Here is an 18,826-nt window from a genome sequence, read left to right as displayed (position 1 = left end):
TATAGTACGCGCGCGCACTTTGCGCAGTAACCGGTCGCTCAACGCCATGACAGACATCAATACCCTGATCAGAAACAACCGCGAATGGTCAAAATTACTGGTTGAAGAAGATCCCAGCTTTTTCGAGCGGCTTGCCCAGGCACAAAAACCGCGCTTCCTGTGGATTGGCTGCTCTGACAGCCGTGTCCCTGCCGAACGCCTGACCGGACTGGAACCAGGCGAACTTTTTGTTCACCGCAATGTTGCCAATCTGGTGATCCACACCGATCTGAACTGTCTGTCCGTGGTGCAGTACGCTATCGAAGTGCTGGAAGTGGAACACGTAATCGTGTGTGGCCACTACGGCTGCGGCGGCGTGCAGGCAGCGATGGATAATCCGGAGTTAGGATTAATCGACAACTGGCTGCTGCACATCCGCGACCTCTGGTACAAGCATAGCGTGTTGCTGGGGGAACTCCCGCCGGATAAGCGTCTGGACAAACTGTGCGAAATCAACGTTATTGAACAGGTCTATAACCTGGGGCATTCGACCGTGCTGCAATCTGCCTGGAAGCGCGGCAAGGATGTCTCCCTGCACGGCTGGGTATACGGCATTCAGGATGGCTGTCTGCGTAACCTTGATGTCACCGCAAACAGCCGGGAGATCCTCGAACAGCGCTACCGTCACGGCATTGCGAATCTGCGGATGAACAGCGAGTCCTGAGCCGATCGCGGCGTAAAGCGCGACATAGCCTACACCAGGCAACCGGTGCAGGCCTTGGAAGAATGTGCGGTCACAGCAGTATCAGGATTCCAGCGGCACCACTTTGCCGATGTAAGGCAGATGGCGATAGTGCTGAGCATAGTCGATGCCAAAGCCCACCACGAACTCATCCGGAATTGCAAAGCCGACATATTCGACGTTCACGTCGACTTCACGGCGCTCTGGCTTATCCAGCAGGGTACAGATCGCCAGTGATTTTGGCTGACGCAGTTGCAGAATCTCACGTACTTTGCTCAGGGTGTTACCGGAGTCGATGATATCTTCGACGATCAGCACATCCTTGCCACGAATGTCTTCATCCAGATCTTTCAGGATTTTCACATCACGGGAGCTGGACATGCCGCTGCCGTAACTGGAAGCCGTCATAAAGTCGACTTCATGGGGTACATCAATGGCGCGACAGAGATCAGCCATGAACATGAATGAGCCGCGCAGCAGCCCTACCAGCACCATATCACTGCCGCTGTCGCGGTAGTGCTCGTTAATCTCTTTGCCCAGTTCAGCGATGCGCGTGGCGATTGCCTGTTCAGGGATCATCACTTCAACAGTGTGTTTCATAGCGTTCCGCCCGGTTACGTCAGAAAAGCCCCGAAGTCTATCACAGACGCAGCCGTGACGGCTGTGCAGCCCCATACGCAAACGATTACCTCCCGAAATTTATTACCCAACGCCTGCGGGTAACTAAAATGCGCATTACCTTAGAACATTCTGGCATTTACCAGCATGATTCGCTGCGTGGTAGCCTTTATCCAACAGATCGTTACCCTACTCGCGCCGCTGGCCGGAGATCACAATGACTTCATCTTCAAGCAAAAAAACGCATATCGGTGACAGGCCGCTGCACCCTGAAACCCAGATGCTGAACTATGGCTATGATCCCCGTCTCTCTGAAGGTGCGGTGAAGCCGCCGGTGTTTCTGACCTCGACCTTTGTCTTTGACAGCGCTGAAGAGGGACGGGATTTCTTCGATTACGTCTCTGGCCGACGTGAACCACCGGAGGGCAAATCAGGTGGGCTGGTCTATTCCCGCTTTAATCACCCGAACAGCGAAATTGTTGAAGATCGGCTGGCGGTCTATGAGCAGGCAGAGAGCTGCTCGCTCTTCTCTTCCGGCATGGCGGCCATCTCCACTACCCTGCTCACGTTTGCCCGTCCGGGCGAGGTGATCCTGCATTCCCAGCCGCTCTATGGCGGCACCGAAACCCTGCTCAGTAAGACGCTGCATAATCTGGATATCAAAGCAGTCGGTTTCAGCGACGGTAATGATGAAGTCAAAGTGCGTGAAGCCGCTCAGCAGGCGATGGCTCAGGGCCGGGTAGCGGTGATCCTGATTGAAACACCGGCGAATCCCACTAACAGCCTCGTCAATATCCGCTTGATGGCGCGCATCGCCGATGAGATTGACCAGCAACAGGGTTCACGACCGATTATCGCCTGTGACAACACGCTGCTCGGCCCGCTGTTCCAGCAGCCGCTGACGCTGGGCGCTGATCTGTCGCTCTACTCGCTGACCAAGTATGTTGGCGGTCACTCTGACCTGATTGCGGGCGCGGCGATGGGCAGTAAAGTGCTGATGGCAAAAGTGCGCGCCCTGCGCAGCGCAATCGGCACGCAGCTGGACCCGCACTCAAGCTGGATGCTCAGCCGCTCACTGGAAACGCTGTCGCTGCGGATGGAGAAAGCCTTTCACAATGCAGAAGCCGTCGCGGCGTTTCTGCGCGATCACCCGAAGGTGGCGAAGCTGCACTGGCTGCCCTATCTGGATGCGGAGAGCGCCGAAGGGAAAACCTATCGCGAGCAGTGCAGCGGCGCAGGTTCGACCTTCTCATTTGATATCACTGGCGGCCAGCCCGCTGCATTCCGTTTTCTTAATGCGCTGTCGCTATTTAAGCAGGCAGTGAGCCTGGGCGGTACGGAGTCGCTGGCCAGCCATCCTGGCAGCACCACTCACTCCGGCGTGCCGCAGGCGGTGCGTCAGCGTATTGGTATCACTGACGCCACGGTGCGGCTATCGATTGGCATCGAGAACGCCGGTGACCTGATTGAAGACATCAGGCTGGCGCTGGAGCAGGCGTAATCAGCTCACAGTGAAGCCCAGCATCATGCCGGTATCTTCATGCTCCAGCAGATGGCAGTGGGCCATGTAAGCGTGTTCGGCGGTGGCGACATAGTTGAAGCGCACCAGCACTTCACTGCGCCAGCCGTCGACATTCACCATATCCTTCCAGCCCTGCCGATGCGGGGCGGGCGGTTTGCCGTTTTCTGAGAGAATACGGAACTGGGTGCCGTGAATGTGGAACGGATGCAGCATGGCATCGCCTTCCCCTGAAATCGTCCACTTCTCATAATCACCCAGCTTCACCGCAAATGACGGCTTCGTCATATCAAAGGCCTGACCGTTGATCGTGTTGCCGTTGCGGAAATCGTAACCCGCGGGCGGCGTATTGCCGTGCATGCTGTGATCCATGTTTTCCATATTTTCCATCGGCGGCATCGGCTCGGCAGCCGTTTTCTCCTGCATCTGCGGCATCGAATGATGAGCGCCCTTGCCCATCGCTTTCTCACCGTAGCGCTGCATTAATGCCTGCATTCCCTGCTGGTCCAGCTGCGGGTCCATCATCAGTTGCAGCCAGCGTGCCGTCAGGCCGTCGGTGGAGGGCAGCGCGGGCAGCGTCGCCAGCTGATCCGGCAGCGTGGCGCTGGCCATCACCCGCAGTGGCAGGATCTGCACCAGTGGCAGCGGCTGGTCAAACGGCGGCAACGTCATGCCCATCTGCTCCGTTGGCAGCGTCACCATATCAAAGGCCTTACCGTCAGAAGTATCGATCATCACCTCAAAACGTTCACCCGGCAGGATCGGCAGCGAGTCAAGCTTCACCGGCTCGGCCAGCAGGCCACCATCGCTGGCGATGACAAAGAGCGAACGTTTATCACTGGTGGCAACGTGCAGCGAACGGGCATTGCAGCCGTTGAGCAGACGCAGACGCAGCCAGCCGCGCGGCACCGCATGCTGCGGATACGGCACACCATTGGTCAGCATCATGTCGCCAAACCAGCCCACCGCGGCGCGCATCACATCAAGTTGATAATCGATAAGGCGCCCATCTTTGGTCAGTTGCTTATCCTGAAAAATCAGCGGCACATCATCCACACCCCACTGTGTGGGCAGCCTCAGCGTTCCACTCTCTTTGTCTTCCAGCAGGATCAAGCCCGCCAGCCCTTGCGCCACCTGATGCCCGGTTTTGCCGTGCAGATGCGGGTGATACCAGCAGGTCGCAGCGGGTTGATCGGGCGTGAAAGAGACCTGGCGCGATCCGCCAGGCGCAATTATCGCCTGCGGGCCACCATCCACGGCGCCGGGAATTTCCAGCCCGTGCCAGTGCAGGGTTGTCGCTTCGCTAAGCCGGTTATGGATGTTCACCGTCACCGGTTTGCCACTCTGCATCTTCAGCACCGGCCCCAGCAGGCTGCCGTTATAGCCCCACGTCGGCACCGCGTTGCCGTTCCACTGTGTGGTGCCCTGCATGGCGGTGAGGCTGTAGCTGCCCCTGGCATCGGGTTCCAGCAGTGACGGGATCGGCAACAGCGGACGGGTAGCCGCCATCAGCGGACGGCTCCAGAGCGGCAAGGCTCCGGCTGCACTCAGTGCGGCGGTGAGTTTCAGGAAATGGCGACGTTGCATGGTGATCATCCTTGTGGCATTGGAGCGAACAGCCTAAACCCTGACCTTATGGGAAGGTCAAGTCTTACCCGTGCGGATCTGACGAAAAAAGGCGTTACAGCGGCTTGCAGCCCCAAATTAATCGAAAACCTGAGAATAACTGTGCTAACGTCATGAGCAATATCCATTGAAGAGAACGACTATGAAGCAAAGTATCAGGATCCTGCTGTTGACGGGACTCCTTGGCTTCTCCTCCACCAGTTTTGCTCTAAGCGAATCCGAAGCGGAAGATCTGGCTGATCTTACGGCGGTTTTTGTTTATCTGAAAAATGATTGTGGCTATCAGGATTTACCGGATGCGCAGATTCGCAAAGCGCTGGTCTTTTTTGCTCAGCAGAATCGCTGGGATTTAAGCAACTACAGCAACTACAATATGAAAGCGCTGGGTGAAGACAGTTATCGCGATCTCAGCGGCATCGCCATCACTAACGACAAAAAATGTAAGTCACTGGCCCGCGACTCGCTGAGCCTGCTGGCCTACGTCAGGTAACAGCTCTGCCCTCTGCAGCCGGACATTGACCGTGCAACGACGGTCAGTGTTAGCTATCATGTGCCGCCCATCTTCATGGCGATGTCATCAGAGGAGAGCACCATGGCCCACAATGAAACGTGGTATGAAACCCTTCATGCCGGTTTTGGCCAGTATTTCACGGTAGACAACGAGCTGTACCGTGAGAAAACTGCGCATCAGGATTTAATCATTTTCGAAAATGCCGCGATGGGCCGTGTGATGGCGCTGGACGGCGTCGTGCAGACCACCGAACGCGACGAATTTATCTATCATGAAATGATGACCCACGTTCCGCTGCTGGCGCATGGCGCGGCGAAGCGCGTCCTGATCATCGGCGGCGGCGACGGTGCTATGCTGCGTGAAGTGTCACGTCATCCGGAAGTCGAAAAGATCACTATGGTGGAGATCGATGCGGGCGTCGTTACGTTTTGTCGCCAGTATCTGCCGAACCACAGCGCAGGTGCCTATGACGATCCGCGCTTTACGCTGGTGATTGATGACGGGGTTAACTTCGTCAATCAGACGCAGGAAAAATTCGATGTCATTATCTCCGACTGCACCGATCCGATTGGTCCGGGCGAGAGTCTGTTTACCTCCGAATTTTATGCCGGTTGCAAAGCAGCCCTTAATGAAAATGGCATCTTCGTGGCGCAGAATGGCGTCTGCTTCCTGCAGCAGGATGAGGCCGTCAACAGCCATCGCAAACTGGGCCATTACTTTGGCGATGTCAGTTTCTATCAGGCAGCGATTCCGACCTATTACGGCGGCATTATGACTTTTGCCTGGGCGAGTGACAATCCGGCGCTACGCCAGCTTGATACCGCCACTCTGCAGACACGATTCGAGGCCGCTGGCCTGACCTGCCGTTATTACACACCTGCGATCCATACCGGCAGCTTTGCCCTGCCACAATATCTGTTAAATGCGTTATCTGACGCGAGCTGATCGTGCATTTTTAAGGGGTTAACAAAATTGCAAAAGCTGAAACTACATGGCTTCAATAACCTGACGAAAAGCCTGAGTTTTTGTATTTACGATATCTGTTATGCGAATACTGAAGCTGAACGCGATGGTTACATCGCCTACATTGATGAACAATATAACGCTAACCGATTGACAGAAATCCTGACTGAGACCTGCTCAATCATCGGGGCTAACGTGCTCAACATTGCGCGCCAGGATTATGAACCGCAGGGAGCCAGCGTCACGATTCTGGTCAGCGAAGAGCCGATCGATCCTAAAGATATTGATAACTCCGAGCATCCCGGCCCGCTGCCTAACTCGGTGGTGGCGCATCTCGATAAAAGCCATATCTGCGTGCATACCTATCCGGAGAGCCATCCGGAAGGCGGACTTTGCACTTTCCGCGCCGATATCGAAGTCTCAACCTGTGGCGTAATCTCACCGCTTAAGGCGCTGAATTATCTGATCCACCAGCTGGAGTCAGACATTGTCACCGTCGATTACCGGGTGCGCGGTTTTACCCGTGATGTGAAAGGCATGAAGCACTTTATCGATCACGAGATCAATTCGATTCAGAACTTCATGTCTGACGATATGAAAGCGATGTATGACATGGTGGATGTGAATGTCTATCAGGAAAATATCTTCCATACCAAGATGTTACTGAAAGAGTTCGACCTTAAACATTACCTGTTTAACACCCGTCCGGAAGATCTCAGCCCGCAGGAGCACAAGCGCATTACTGACCTGCTCTGGAAAGAGATGCGTGAGATTTACTACGGCAGAAATATCCCCTCAGTGGGCCTGAAGACCCTTTGATTAACAGGCGCGCAGCGTTACAGCCTGCGCGTCTTATCCCGCCTGTTTTCTCCCCCACCGGTTTTAGAATGCGGTCTGGAAAAGATGGCGCGTTCTGTTCAGGCGGACGTCAGCGCCAGCGTAATCCCGCGCTCGCGCAGCGCGCGGCAGACCGTTTCATCTAACCGACTGTCGGTGACCACATCGGTCAGATCATCCACCGGTGAGGCGCAGAACAGTGACCAGGAACCATATTTGCTGCTGTCTGCAAGCAACACCCGGCGAGCCGCATTGGCCAGCAGATCGTGTTTCAGCCCGGCTTTCTCCTCGGTCGGCGTGGTAATACCGCGCTCAAGGCTCCAGGAGTTACAGCTGACAAACGCGATATCGGGATTGATGCTACGCAGCAACCGGCGTCCATGTTCACCCACACAGGACTGACTGGAGTCGTCGATGCGTCCGCCAATAATCGTCACTTCGATCTGCTTAAACTCAGACAAAAACAGGGCAATGTGCAGATCGGCAGTGATGACCCGCAGTGGCAGATGCGTAAGCTGCCGCGCCAGCTCCAGCATCGTGGTGCCCGCATCCAGCACGACCGCATCGCCCGACCGGACAAAGCTGGCGGCGCATTCCGCGATCGCCTGCTTCTCGGCCAGGTTACGCTGCATTTTCTCAAGTGTGGTTGGCTGGGCAGGAATAAAACGATTCAGGGTCACGCCGCCATGACTGCGGCTGATCACGCCCTCTTTATCCAGCTTGATCAAATCACGTCGAATCGTGGCGGGTGAGGCGGAAATCGCACTGACCAGTTGCTCAACAGTCACCAGATTATGGCTTTTCAGGTAGTCCATAATCTGGTCAAGACGGCTCTGTCCCTTCATATATCCCTATGCGAGCTGCATCGCGAGTTTAATAGAGATCGCCATGCTGTCAGACTTCGCTTTACCTGTCCAGGCGATATCAAATGCGGTGCCATGGTCAGCAGAGGTGCGGATAAACGGCAGGCCTGCGGTGATGTTGACGCCATCATAGAAGCCCAGCAGTTTCAGCGGAATATGCCCCTGATCGTGATACATCGCGACCACCATGTCATACCGTCCATCCTGGCACTGCAGGAACACCGTGTCCGGCGGACACGGCCCGGAGACATCAATTCCCTGCGCTTTCATCGCCTCAATAGCGGGCGCCACGGTGGTGATCTCCTCATCACCAAACAGGCCATTCTCACCGGCGTGCGGATTAACGCCCGCCACGGCGATACGCGGGGCGCTGTAACCGACACGACGCAGGAAAGTGTCCGCCATACCAATCACGGTTTTAATGCGCGGCTGATTAAGCGTATCGAGAAACTTACGTAGCGCAATGTGGGTCGTGACATGAATCACTTTCAGCTTATCGGTGTAGAGGACCATGGCGTAATCTTTGGTCCCGGTAAGATGCGCCAGCAGTTCGGTGTGACCCGGATAGAGATGGCCCGCCGCATGCAGCGCCTCTTTGTTCAGCGGCGCCGTGGCAATGGCCTGCACGTCACCCGCCAGTGCCAGCTCAGTAGCACGTTTAACGCAACGCCATGCCAGATCGCCTGCCTCTTTCTGCACCACGCCAGGTTTCAGCGCGTCAGGATCGGCCAGGGGCTCATCGATTACGTTGATGATGCCGGGCGCAAACCGCGCATCCTGTACCCGATCCAGCACCCGCAGCTCGGCCTGCGGCGTAATGTTCATCGCCATAATGCGGCGCAGCGTACTGGCACAACCAATCACCACCGCAGGAATGCCATTCAGCTCACCTTCAGAGAGCGACCTGATGATGATTTCGGGGCTGATGCCCGCCGGATCGCCCATGGTGATCGCAATAATTTTACTCACTCGACTTCTCCTCAATAAAACCTATGGCTGCTACCAGCGTATTTTCATCACCAAAGCCACCCGCTTTGGTCATCACTGGCAGAGTAAATTCACTGTTAAGCAGAACCCCGTGCGGCACACAACCCGCCACCAGACCCTGAATTTTAAAACCGCTGGCCCCCAGTGCCTGGGCAACGGCAATCGCCACGTCGCCTCCCGACAGATAGAGCGCATGCGGCAACTGTGCCTGGCACAGGCTGTAGGTCATTTCGCCCAGCAACTGACTGATCGCTTCGCCCAGTTGCTGGCGGGTCACGCTATGCTGCTGGCTGAGATGCGCGATCTCGTGCCGCTGGGATGCATGCTGGCAGGTGCGGATCACCGTATGGCGACCGGCACGCAGTGCGGTAGCCGCCTGTTCGATCCAGCGATCCCGGTCGGGCCAGGCGGGATGTTGAAAGCGCTGACGGATATCGACATCCACTATCTCAACTGCCCGCTGGTTACGCAGCGTGGCTATCTGCTGCTGCGCGCTGCTGCTCATCGATCCCACTACCGCCAGCACGGGGCGCGACGGGCGAACAGAGAGCGCTGCGCCCAGCGCATCGCTTAATCCCGCGGCTCCGACCAGCAGCGGCTTCTCTGTCAGCTGCGCCGCCGCGGTTATCAGTCTCGCCAGATCGGCCTCATTCTCGGCATCCACCACCACGATGCCATGCGCCGCCGCTAACACTGCATCAAGTCGATCGCTGCGCAGCGTCGCGAGATCGATCTCCGTGCCGTCGATCTGCATCTGATCGAGGATGCAGGCGCTGAGGATCGGGGTTTTCGGATCGCTGGCAAATTCGGTGTCCGTCAGTAAACGCTGATTGACCCACACTTTACCCTCGCGTGTAGTGCGGCCCAGTCGTGGCACCGCTGGTGCAACCAGCGCCAGCGTTTTGCCGCTGGCACGCAGCGCAGCACTGGTTTCAGCACCGACGTTGCCGCGCAGCGTGGAGTCGATCTTTTTGAACAGCCAGCCCTGCTGAAGCTGTGCGGCGAAATGCTGCACCACCTGAGCGACGCGCTCTGTGGCCTGGCTGGCGCTGACCGCCCGGCTGTCGGTGCTGATGACCAGCACATCCGCAGCGTCGTCTGGTAACGGTACCGCATTGCCAAACAGCACATGTACGCGGGCGCCAGCCTGTGCCAGGCCGCTCCCCGCATCGTTGGCACCGGTAAAGTCATCGGCGATGACCAGCACCGGGGTTTTCCATAATGATGAGCCCATCCTCACTCCTGTCAGGTGACTGCCGCTGCATTTGATTATATTCAATCATGATTGATTATATGTGAGCAAGTTCAAATTAATCGAAATCGATATGCCTTATAAAATTAGCCACAGAGAGTGACTGACTTCGCATTGTGCTGAGCAAGATTAATCATCTGCTCAGACACGACAGAAATAAGGGTATGAAATGAACATTAACAGCACGGTGATTAGTGGTTATCAGGCGTTAAATAACATGCGCTATCTGCTGAAAGGGGTATCAACAGCAGTCGTGGTCACTGATCGGAATATTGAGGCGATTCCGGCAGTGCAGGCGCTGATGGGTCAACTTCGGGATCAGATTCCGGGTATCAGCGTAGTCAACAGCGTCCCACCTGAACCAAGCCAGCATGACGTAGCAGCGATTATCTCAGCGCTTTCCCAGGGCCAGGTCGACATGGTGATTGGCATCGGCGGCGGTAGCGTGCTGGATGTGGCGAAGCTGCTCTCAGTGCTGTGCATCGACGCCGCGCCTTCTCTGGACGCCTTGCTGGCAGGCGAAAAGCCGCAGCGCCGTACCCGTTCAATACTGATCCCCACCACCGCAGGCACGGGTTCTGAAGCGACGCCCAATGCGATCCTGGCGATCCCGGAGAAAGAGACCAAAGTCGGTATTATTTCACCGGTGATGCTGCCCGATGTGGTGGCACTGTTGCCGGAGCTCACCACCAGCATGCCACCACATATCGCCTCTTCAACCGGTATTGACGCCCTCTGCCATCTGATTGAGTGTTTTACCGCCAATGTCGCCAACCCGGTCAGCGACAACTATGCGCTGATTGGGATGAAGAAACTGTTCGCTAATCTCGAAACCACCCTGCGCGAGCCAGAAAATTTACAGGCGCGGCTGGAGATGCTCTGGGCCTCTTATTATGGCGGTGCATCGATTGCCCATGCAGGAACACATCTGGTGCATGCCCTCTCTTATCCGCTCGGCGGCAAATATCACCTGCCACACGGCGTTGCCAACGCCATTTTGCTGGCACCCTGCATGCGCTTTATCCGTCCGGCGGCAGTGAGCAAATTCGCTCAGGCCTATGATCTGCTGCCCGACGCCGACATCCGTTTAAGCGATGAAGAGAAATCACACGCGCTGGTCGACTACTTCACCGCGCTGGTGGCGCGGCTGCAACTGCCTGCCAGCCTGGAAGCACTGGGCATCAGCCCGGATCACCTGCCCGGATTAGTGGAAGCCGCGCTCGACGTCCAGCGTCTGATGAACAACGTGCCGATGGCAGTCACCGCCGACGATGTGCGCGCCGTTTACCTGACGCTTTTCCCTTCCTGCCAGGCGTAATGAGGAGTGTTATGAATAAGAAAATAAACGGCGTACTGACCGCCATCGTCACCACCTTTGATCGGGAAGGTGCCTTTGATCCGGTGACACAACGTGAGCAGGTCAGACGCCAGATCAACGCCGGTAACGGCATCTTCTGCGGGGGTACCAATGGCGAGTTCTTTGTGCTGAACGAGCAGGAGAAAATCGCGGTTACCACCACCTGCGTCGATGAGGTTAACGGCCGGGCGCCGGTGGTAGCGCACATCGGGGAGATTTCGACCCGTGAAACGATCCGGCTCGGCAAACAGATTGCCTGCCTTGGCGTAGATGCTGTCTCCGCAATCACGCCGTGGTTTGTTCCGCTTAAACAGCAGGCGCTGATCGACCACTATCATCGCGTGGCTGACGCGCTGTCGGTGCCGCTGTTCCTCTACAACATCCCGGCACGTACCGGCAATACCTTGCAGCCAGAGACCGTCCGCACGCTGGCCGCGCACCCGAACATCATCGGCATTAAAGATTCAGCAGGCAGCTATGAAAGTCTGAGCGGCTTTCTGCAGGCTACCGCCGACTGTGAGGACTTTGATGTGCTGAACGGCCCGGATTCTATGATCCACCAGGGTTTCGTTGATGGCTGCTCTGCCGCTGTTTCCGGGCTGGCAAACGTGGCACCGGAGGCGATTAACGCCATCTGGGCGCGCTTCAGTGCGGGCGATATTGCCGGTTCGCATCAGGCTCAGGAGAACGTCACCGGCCTGCGCACCGCGCTTTACAGCATCGGTTTCTCACCTGCCGTCGTGAAAAAAGCCGTCAGCCTGCAGGGCTTTGAGGTGGGTGACAGTCGCTATGCGGTGCAGTTCAGCGACGAAGAGCAGCAGCAGATCCGTCAAATCGTGAACCACTACCTGCAATAACGTCCATCACCTTTGCACCCTACCGGTCAGATGAGAACGAACCTGATGGTCGCCATCTGCCAGAACAATCGAGGTCATGATGAAAGCATTTTCAACTGAGAGCACCTTACTGATCGTCGGCATGGTGGTCGCCTATATTCTGTTCACCACCTGGCTCACCTGGCGGCTGCGCAGTAAAACCAGCGGCGACTTTATGGAAGGCTCGCGCGCCATGCCTGCTTTTATCGTCGGCATTATGCTGATGTCTGAATATATCGGGGCAAAATCCACCATCGGCACCGCGCAGGCGGCCTTTGAAGATGGCTTTGCCGCTTCATGGTCGGTCATCGGTGCCGCGATTGGCTTCCCGCTGTTTGGCCTGATACTGGTCAAGCGCATCTACAACACCGGAAAGATCACGATCTCCGGTGCTATCGCCGAGAAATATGGCAGTTCAACCAAAAATATTATCTCGCTGATCATGATCTATGCACTCCTGCTGGTTAACGTCGGTAACTACATCAGCGGCGCGGCGGCCATCTCTACCGTGCTGAAGATCGACCTGACTCAGGCGGCCTTTATCACTGCAGTGGTGAGTACCTTCTACTTTGCATTTGGCGGTATGAAAGGGGTGGCCTGGGTCACGCTGCTGCATAGCGCCATCAAGTATATGGGGATCCTGATCATCCTTTATGTCGCGCTGAAGATGACCGGTGGCGTCGCTCCGATGATGGAGAAAATGCCGGCGTTCTACTGGACATGGGATGGTCACGTCGGTGCCAGCACCATTGTGGCCTGGCTGATCGGAACCGTGGGCTCGATCTTCTGTACCCAGTTTGTGATCCAGGCGATCTCCTCCACCAAAGATGTGAAGTCAGCGAAGCGTGCTACCTGGGTCGCCTTCATCTTCTGCCTGCCGATCGGTCTGGCGATGGCGCTGATTGGCGTGGCGGCGAAGTTTGCTCATCCTGATATCAAGAGCCTCTATGCGCTGCCGGTGTTTCTGCAGGATATGTCACCGTGGCTGGCGGGCATTGTCACCACTTCGCTGGTAGCCTCGATCTTTGTCAGCGTCGGCACCGTGGCGCTGGCCATCGCCTCGCTGGTCGTCAAAGACTTTTACGTGCCCTATCGAAACCCGACGCCAGAGCGCGAATTTAAAATGACGCGCTGGATCTCGATTGGCATCGGCTTCTTTCCGCTGCTGTTTGTCCTGTTCTTCCCGGAAGTGCTGAAACTCTCGTTCTTTACCCGTGCGATTCGCCTGTCGATTACCGTGGTGGCGATCATGGCGTTCTACCTGCCGTGGTTTAAGAGCACCCGCGGTGCCAACGCCGGTCTGATTGGTGCCTGCGTGGTGACGTCCGTCTGGTTCCTGATGGGTAACCCGTTTGGTATCGACAATATGTACGTGGCGCTGCTCACCCCGGCCATTATTATGGTGATTGACCGCTGTATCCCGTCACGCCAGTCTCAGCCTCAATCGCAACACAATGCACAAAACAGTGGAGCCTAATATGACTCAGGAAACCGTCACCGCAGAACGTACCGGCCTGCTTGCGCCTCACCCGCAGGACAGCGCGCAGCAGGTTGCGATGCTGCCCTCTTCCTGCCCGCAAAACCACGCGGCTAACCTGCTCCCGCTGCCCGATGGCGATCTGCTTTGCGTCTGGTTTGGCGGCACGCAGGAAGGGATCGCTGATATCTCTGTCTGGTGTTCACGGCTGCAAAAAGGCCTCGTTCGCTGGAGTGAAGCCCAAAAACTCTCCGACGATCCGGGGCGTTCAGAACAGAATCCGGTGCTGTTTCTCGATCCCGACCAGGTGCTGTGGCTGCTGTGGACGGCGCAGAAAGCGGGCAATCAGGACACCGCGATTGTGCGCTATCGCCAGTCTCACGATCTGGGTAAAAGCTGGGGCGAGATTAAAACCCTGCTGGATAAGCCTGGCACTTTTATTCGCCAGCCGATTGTGGTGCTGCCCAACGGTAACTGGTTACTGCCGGTGTTTTACTGCCTGACACAGCCCGGCGAAAAGTGGGTTGGCAGCTATGACATCAGCGCGGTAAAAATCTCAGAAGATAAAGGCCAGAGCTGGCGCGACGTCAGCGTGCCCGACAGCACCGGCTGCGTCCATATGAACGTTACCCTGCTGGATGATGGTTCGCTGCTGGCGCTCTATCGCAGTCGCTGGGCCGACCACATCTACCAGAGTCGCTCATTTGATCAGGGTGAAAGCTGGAGCGCGCCCGAGCCGCTGTCGCTGCCTAACAATAACTCCTCGATCCAGGTCACGACGCTGCGGAATGGTCATCTGGCGCTGGTGTTCAATGCCATGAGCGCCGAAGGTGCCAGCGAACGTCGGTTGTCGCTGTATGACGAAATTGAAGATGAGGAAGAGGACAGTGACGTTGCGGTCGTCGCCGAACCGGTCGTGCACAACGGTCGCACCGCCTTCTGGGGTGCGCCACGCGCGCCGATGACGCTGGCTATCTCCACGGATGGCGGCAAAAGCTGGCCGCTGCAGCGTAATCTGGACGAAGGCGACGGCTACTGCATGACCAATAACTCCCAGCAGAAATTAAACCGTGAGTTCTCTTATCCCAGCATTAAACAGGGCGTGAACGGCGAACTGCATATCGCCTACACGTGGTATCGCCAGGCGATTAAATATGTGCGGGTCGAGGAGTCATGGGTACAGGGAGGTGATGCGTGATTGAACGCACGGCGCTGGTGACCGGGGCCAGTTCCGGCATCGGTCAGGCGATTGTGGATCGCCTGCTGAATGAAGGCTGGCAGGTTACCGGCCTGAGCCGCTCGGCGATAAACCGGCCAGAAGCGGGCTGGCAGAGCCATCAGATCGATATCAGCGACAGCGCGGCACTGCAGGCTTTACTGGACGAACTGCCGGTGCCGCAGGCCGTGATCCATGCAGCGGGAATGATGCAGGCCGCGCCGCTGGGGGCGCTGGATCTAAGCGCCAGCGCACGTCTGTGGCAACTGCATGTGGCCGCCGCAGAACAGCTGGCGAATCATTTTGCGCCCCGAATGAATGCAGGCGGCAGACTTGTGCTGCTGGGCAGCCGGACATCAGGGGGAGCGGCAGGCCGCAGTCAGTATGTGGCCACCAAATCGGCGATGATCGGCATGGTGCGCAGCTGGGCGGCGGAACTCGCTCCGCGCGGCATTACTGCCAATATTGTGGCGCCAGGCGCCACCGAAACGCCGATGCTGCAACAGCCGGGCCGGGCCAGTTCACCGCCAAAATTGCCGCCGATAGGTCGCTACATTCAGCCACAGGAAGTGGCCGGGCTGGTCGACTTCCTGCTGTCGCCTGCGGCGGCGGCGATTACCGGTCAGCAGCTGGTGATGTGTGGGGGAGCGTCGCTAAGTTAGTAAACTGGCCGGGCGGAGAAAATCGCCCGGCTTTAACCGTAAGGGCTTACCGTACGGGTTTGCCGTACTGGTTCACAAACTGACGCCAGGCGGTGATCACCAGCTGAAAATCTTCAATGCCGCAGAACGAGAGGCTCTCTTCATCGTAATAGTTCATCCCCTCTTCCATGCCGTCATCTTCCAGCGCCAGCAGGTTGGCGCGAATCATCACCTCTTCCTCATCCAGCAGGATGGTATATTCGCTGCCGACGCGCTGCCACTGACGCACGCTACCTTTGACGTCTTCGATTGCGGCTTCAACTTCATCCAGTAATCCCGGATCGTTTTTCACCTCTTCGTTGAACCAGTGGCCGACTACTTCATGACCCATCGACATGCGAACCTTAATCTGTCCGGTCACATCGCGTAAAAATTCATATTCCATCGCCCGTCCTCTCAACGTCGTCGCGTCATCTAATGAGTGTCAGTGCTGCCTGTGCAGCAAAGTGTGACACGTCGCGCATTATTACAGGCTGTCTGCCGAAATCCAGCTTTTGATGGTCTCTCTGCTCAATGCTGAGACGAAAAAAAGGGGCGAATCGTCGCCCCTTTCTGTGACTGCCCGGTGAAAAATCAGACCGCAGTCTGGAAAATCACGCCGTCAGCTTTGTCGGTGTACTGCGTCAGCTGGTCGAAGTTGAGATAGCGATAAGTGTCGCTGGCCGTTTTATCGACCTGCGCCATAAATTGCTGATACTCATCCGGCGTTGGCAGTTTGCCAAGCAGAGACGCGACCGCAGCCAGCTCCGCTGACGCCAGGTAGACATTAGCGCCGTTACCCAGACGGTTCGGGAAGTTACGCGTCGAGGTAGAAACTACCGTCGAACCATCTGCGACACGTGCCTGGTTACCCATGCAGAGTGAACAGCCCGGGATCTCGATACGGGCACCGCTTTTGCCGAACACGCTGTAGTAGCCCTCTTCGGTCAGCTGTGCCGCATCCATCTTGGTTGGCGGCGCCACCCACAGACGGGTTGGCAGCTGGCCTTTGTGGCTATCCAGCAGTTTACCAGCAGCACGGAAGTGACCAATGTTGGTCATGCACGAGCCGATAAACACTTCGTCGATCTTCTCGCCCTGAACGTCAGAGAGCAGACGGGCATCGTCCGGATCGTTTGGCGCACAGAGGATCGGCTCTTTAATGTCGGCCAGATCGATTTCGATCACGGCGGCATATTCAGCATCGGCATCCGGCTCAAGCAGCTGAGGATCGGCCAGCCATTTTTCCATCCCTTCAATGCGGCGCTCCAGCGTACGACGATCGCCGTAGCCTTCTGCGATCATCCACTTCAGCAGCACGATGTTGGAGCTGAGGTATTCGATAATCGGCGCTTTATCCAGCTTGATGGTACAGCCCGCAGCGGAACGTTCTGCTGACGCATCGGACAGCTCAAACGCCTGCTCGACTTTCAGATCCGGCAGACCTTCAATCTCCAGGATACGACCAGAGAAGATGTTTTTCTTACCTTTCTTCTCAACGGTCAGCAGACCCTGTTTGATAGCATACAGCGGAATGGCGTGAACCAGATCGCGCAGCGTAATGCCTGGCTCCATCTTACCTTTGAAGCGCACCAGCACTGATTCCGGCATGTCGAGTGGCATGACGCCCGTCGCTGCCGCAAACGCCACCAGGCCTGAACCCGCCGGGAAAGAGATGCCGATAGGGAAACGGGTATGGGAGTCACCACCGGTGCCGACAGTATCCGGCAGCAGCATACGGTTCAGCCAGCTGTGGATAATGCCGTCACCCGGACGCAGCGATACACCACCACGGTTCATGATGAAGTCTGGCAGCGTGTGGTGCGTGCTCACATCCACGGGCTTAGGATACGCGGCGGTGTGACAGAAGGACTGCATCACCAGATCGGTCGAGAAGCCCAGGCAAGCCAGATCTTTCAGCTCGTCACGGGTCATCGGACCGGTAGTATCCTGCGAGCCAACCGAGGTCATCTTAGGCTCGCAATAGGCACCTGGACGAACACCGGTTACTCCACAGGCACGGCCAACCATTTTCTGCGCCAGTGAGAAGCCACGGGTGCTCTCAGCCACATCTTTCGCCTGACGGAACACGGTGCTGTGCGGCAGACCCAGCGACTCGCGCGCTTTGGTGGTCAGGCCGCGACCAATGATCAGCGGAATACGGCCACCAGCACGCACTTCGTCAATCACCACTTCGGTTTTGAGTTCGAAGCTGGCCAGCAGTTCGTTGGTTTCGTGATTGCGGACTTCGCCTTTGAACGGATAGATGTCGATGACATCGCCCATGTTCAGGTTATTAACGTCCACTTCAATCGGCAGTGCACCCGCATCTTCCATGGTGTTGAAGAAGATTGGCGCAATTTTGCTGCCCAGCACCACGCCGCCGCCTTTTTTATTCGGCACGTTCGGGATGTCGTCGCCCATAAACCACAGCACCGAGTTGGTGGCAGATTTACGTGAAGAACCTGTCCCGACCACGTCACCGACATACGCCAGTGGGAAGCCTTTGGTCTTCAGTGCTTCGATCTGTTTGATCGGGCCGATGTTGCCTGCCTCATCCGGCTCAATGCCTTCGCGGGCATTTTTCAGCATCGCCAGGGCGTGCAGTGGAATGTCCGGACGTGACCAGGCATCCTGGGCGGGAGAGAGATCGTCGGTGTTGGTTTCGCCAGTGACTTTGAACACCGTAACGGTGATTTTTTCAGCCAGTTCAGGGCGTGACAGATACCATTCCGCATCAGCCCAGGATTGCATCACCTGTTTTGCGTATTCATTACCCGCTTTCGCTTTCTCTTCGACATCATAGAAGTTGTCGAACATCAGCAGCGTGTGTGAAAGGGCTTTCACCGCAATGGGGGCAAGCTTGCTATCGTCCAGCGCTTCAATCAGCGGATGAATATTGTAACCGCCCTGCATGGTGCCGAGCAGTTCAACCGCTTTTTCAGGAGATATCAGAGGAGAGGTTGCTTCGCCTTTGGCGACAGCCGCCAGGAAACCGGCTTTGACATACGCCGCTTCATCGACGCCAGGTGGGACACGGTTGACCAATAAATCGGTCAAAAATTCTTCTTCACCCGCAGGTGGATTTTTCAGCAGTTCAACCAGCGCGGCCATCTGGGAAGCCTCTAAAGGCTTAGGTACAATTCCCTGGGCAGCACGCTCGGCAACGTGCTTACGGTATTCTTCTAGCACGACGTTATCCTCGCTCTCATTATGTAGGGCTTTCCGACCACCTTGCTCACTTATGGAGAACAAACTTCCCTTTCTCGTCCAGGTTGAGGTGCCCGGTTTCGCGGAGGGCAGAATAGCAGGATTTCGTCTGTT

17 protein-coding genes are annotated in these 18,826 nt (G+C 56.6%); 10 read left to right on the top strand and 7 right to left on the bottom strand.

All coding sequences use genetic code 11. From position 1 onward, the window contains the following. Window positions 1-46 precede the first annotated feature (46 nt). Window positions 47-703: a carbonate dehydratase gene (gene can, locus HZZ01_RS12430; protein WP_136197297.1), complete on the top strand. Its 657-nt coding sequence runs from the start codon at window positions 47-49 to the stop codon at window positions 701-703. A gap of 81 nt (window positions 704-784) precedes the next feature. On the opposite strand, the gene hpt is transcribed toward can, so the two are convergent. After that, entirely contained in the window at window positions 785-1,321 is a 537-nt protein-coding gene (hpt, locus tag HZZ01_RS12425) for a hypoxanthine phosphoribosyltransferase (protein ID WP_179897723.1), read from the bottom strand. A gap of 235 nt (window positions 1,322-1,556) precedes the next feature. Here hpt and HZZ01_RS12420 point away from each other — a divergent pair, with 235 nt between their 5' ends. Then, the gene (locus HZZ01_RS12420) at window positions 1,557-2,840 is read left to right on the top strand and encodes a cystathionine gamma-synthase family protein (protein WP_179897721.1); all 1,284 of its coding nucleotides are present in this window, start codon (window positions 1,557-1,559) and stop codon (window positions 2,838-2,840) included. On the opposite strand, the gene cueO is transcribed toward HZZ01_RS12420, so the two are convergent. Further along, on the bottom strand, window positions 2,841-4,445 hold the full coding sequence (cueO, locus tag HZZ01_RS12415; RefSeq protein ID WP_179897719.1) for a multicopper oxidase CueO: 1,605 nt from the start codon (window positions 4,443-4,445) through the stop codon (window positions 2,841-2,843). Between the two features lie 181 nt (window positions 4,446-4,626). Here cueO and HZZ01_RS12410 point away from each other — a divergent pair, with 181 nt between their 5' ends. The 3 genes from HZZ01_RS12410 to speD all read left to right on the top strand — a co-directional run bounded on the left by HZZ01_RS12410 (window position 4,627) and on the right by speD (window position 6,777). Then, window positions 4,627-4,974 carry a YacC family pilotin-like protein gene (locus HZZ01_RS12410; protein WP_003854673.1) on the top strand — a complete coding sequence of 116 codons (348 nt, stop codon included), beginning with the start codon at window positions 4,627-4,629 and terminating at the stop codon, window positions 4,972-4,974. Between the two features lie 102 nt (window positions 4,975-5,076). After that, window positions 5,077-5,940, top strand: a complete 864-nt coding sequence (gene speE, locus HZZ01_RS12405) for a polyamine aminopropyltransferase (protein ID WP_179897716.1) — start codon at window positions 5,077-5,079, stop codon at window positions 5,938-5,940. A gap of 27 nt (window positions 5,941-5,967) precedes the next feature. After that, complete coding sequence (gene speD, locus HZZ01_RS12400) at window positions 5,968-6,777, top strand: adenosylmethionine decarboxylase (protein ID WP_003854677.1); 810 nt, start codon at window positions 5,968-5,970, stop codon at window positions 6,775-6,777. A 98-nt stretch (window positions 6,778-6,875) separates the two neighbouring features. On the opposite strand, the gene HZZ01_RS12395 is transcribed toward speD, so the two are convergent. Genes HZZ01_RS12395 through HZZ01_RS12385 form a run of 3 tightly spaced genes read right to left on the bottom strand, consistent with a single transcriptional unit; the run spans window position 6,876 to window position 9,879 of the window. Continuing rightward, on the bottom strand, window positions 6,876-7,640 hold the full coding sequence (locus HZZ01_RS12395) for a DeoR/GlpR family DNA-binding transcription regulator (RefSeq protein WP_179897714.1): 765 nt from the start codon (window positions 7,638-7,640) through the stop codon (window positions 6,876-6,878). A 6-nt stretch (window positions 7,641-7,646) separates the two neighbouring features. Next, window positions 7,647-8,627, bottom strand: a complete 981-nt coding sequence (locus HZZ01_RS12390; RefSeq protein WP_179897712.1) for a D-threonate 4-phosphate dehydrogenase — start codon at window positions 8,625-8,627, stop codon at window positions 7,647-7,649. Next, window positions 8,620-9,879: a four-carbon acid sugar kinase family protein gene (locus tag HZZ01_RS12385; protein WP_179897710.1), complete on the bottom strand. Its 1,260-nt coding sequence runs from the start codon at window positions 9,877-9,879 to the stop codon at window positions 8,620-8,622. Before HZZ01_RS12385 ends, HZZ01_RS12390 begins: the two co-directional genes overlap by 8 nt. 187 nt (window positions 9,880-10,066) lie before the next feature. Between HZZ01_RS12385 and HZZ01_RS12380 the strand changes: the two genes are divergently transcribed. From HZZ01_RS12380 to HZZ01_RS12360, 5 genes are all read left to right on the top strand, one after another. Continuing rightward, entirely contained in the window at window positions 10,067-11,215 is a 1,149-nt protein-coding gene (locus HZZ01_RS12380; RefSeq protein ID WP_179897708.1) for an iron-containing alcohol dehydrogenase, read from the top strand. A gap of 11 nt (window positions 11,216-11,226) precedes the next feature. Continuing rightward, window positions 11,227-12,111, top strand: coding sequence for a dihydrodipicolinate synthase family protein (locus tag HZZ01_RS12375; protein ID WP_179897706.1), 885 nt, complete (start codon window positions 11,227-11,229; stop codon window positions 12,109-12,111). Between the two features lie 79 nt (window positions 12,112-12,190). Continuing rightward, window positions 12,191-13,606, top strand: a complete 1,416-nt coding sequence (locus tag HZZ01_RS12370; RefSeq protein WP_179897853.1) for a sodium:solute symporter family protein — start codon at window positions 12,191-12,193, stop codon at window positions 13,604-13,606. A gap of 1 nt (window position 13,607) precedes the next feature. Continuing rightward, on the top strand, window positions 13,608-14,804 hold the full coding sequence (locus tag HZZ01_RS12365; protein ID WP_179897704.1) for an exo-alpha-sialidase: 1,197 nt from the start codon (window positions 13,608-13,610) through the stop codon (window positions 14,802-14,804). Beyond that, window positions 14,801-15,484: an SDR family oxidoreductase gene (locus tag HZZ01_RS12360; protein WP_179897702.1), complete on the top strand. Its 684-nt coding sequence runs from the start codon at window positions 14,801-14,803 to the stop codon at window positions 15,482-15,484. The genes HZZ01_RS12365 and HZZ01_RS12360 overlap by 4 nt, the downstream gene beginning before the upstream one ends. Before the next feature lie 46 nt (window positions 15,485-15,530). On the opposite strand, the gene yacL is transcribed toward HZZ01_RS12360, so the two are convergent. After that, window positions 15,531-15,908: a protein YacL gene (gene yacL / locus HZZ01_RS12355; RefSeq protein WP_179897700.1), complete on the bottom strand. Its 378-nt coding sequence runs from the start codon at window positions 15,906-15,908 to the stop codon at window positions 15,531-15,533. A gap of 188 nt (window positions 15,909-16,096) precedes the next feature. Beyond that, on the bottom strand, window positions 16,097-18,694 hold the full coding sequence (gene acnB, locus HZZ01_RS12350; RefSeq protein WP_136196999.1) for a bifunctional aconitate hydratase 2/2-methylisocitrate dehydratase: 2,598 nt from the start codon (window positions 18,692-18,694) through the stop codon (window positions 16,097-16,099). Window positions 18,695-18,826: the final 132 nt, after the last annotated feature.

Source organism: Pantoea sp. WMus005 (genome assembly GCF_013415305.1).
Lineage (GTDB): Bacteria > Pseudomonadota > Gammaproteobacteria > Enterobacterales > Enterobacteriaceae > Pantoea > Pantoea rara.
Note: the sequence above shows the minus strand (reverse complement) of the source record. Positions and strands in the feature narration are given on the sequence as shown.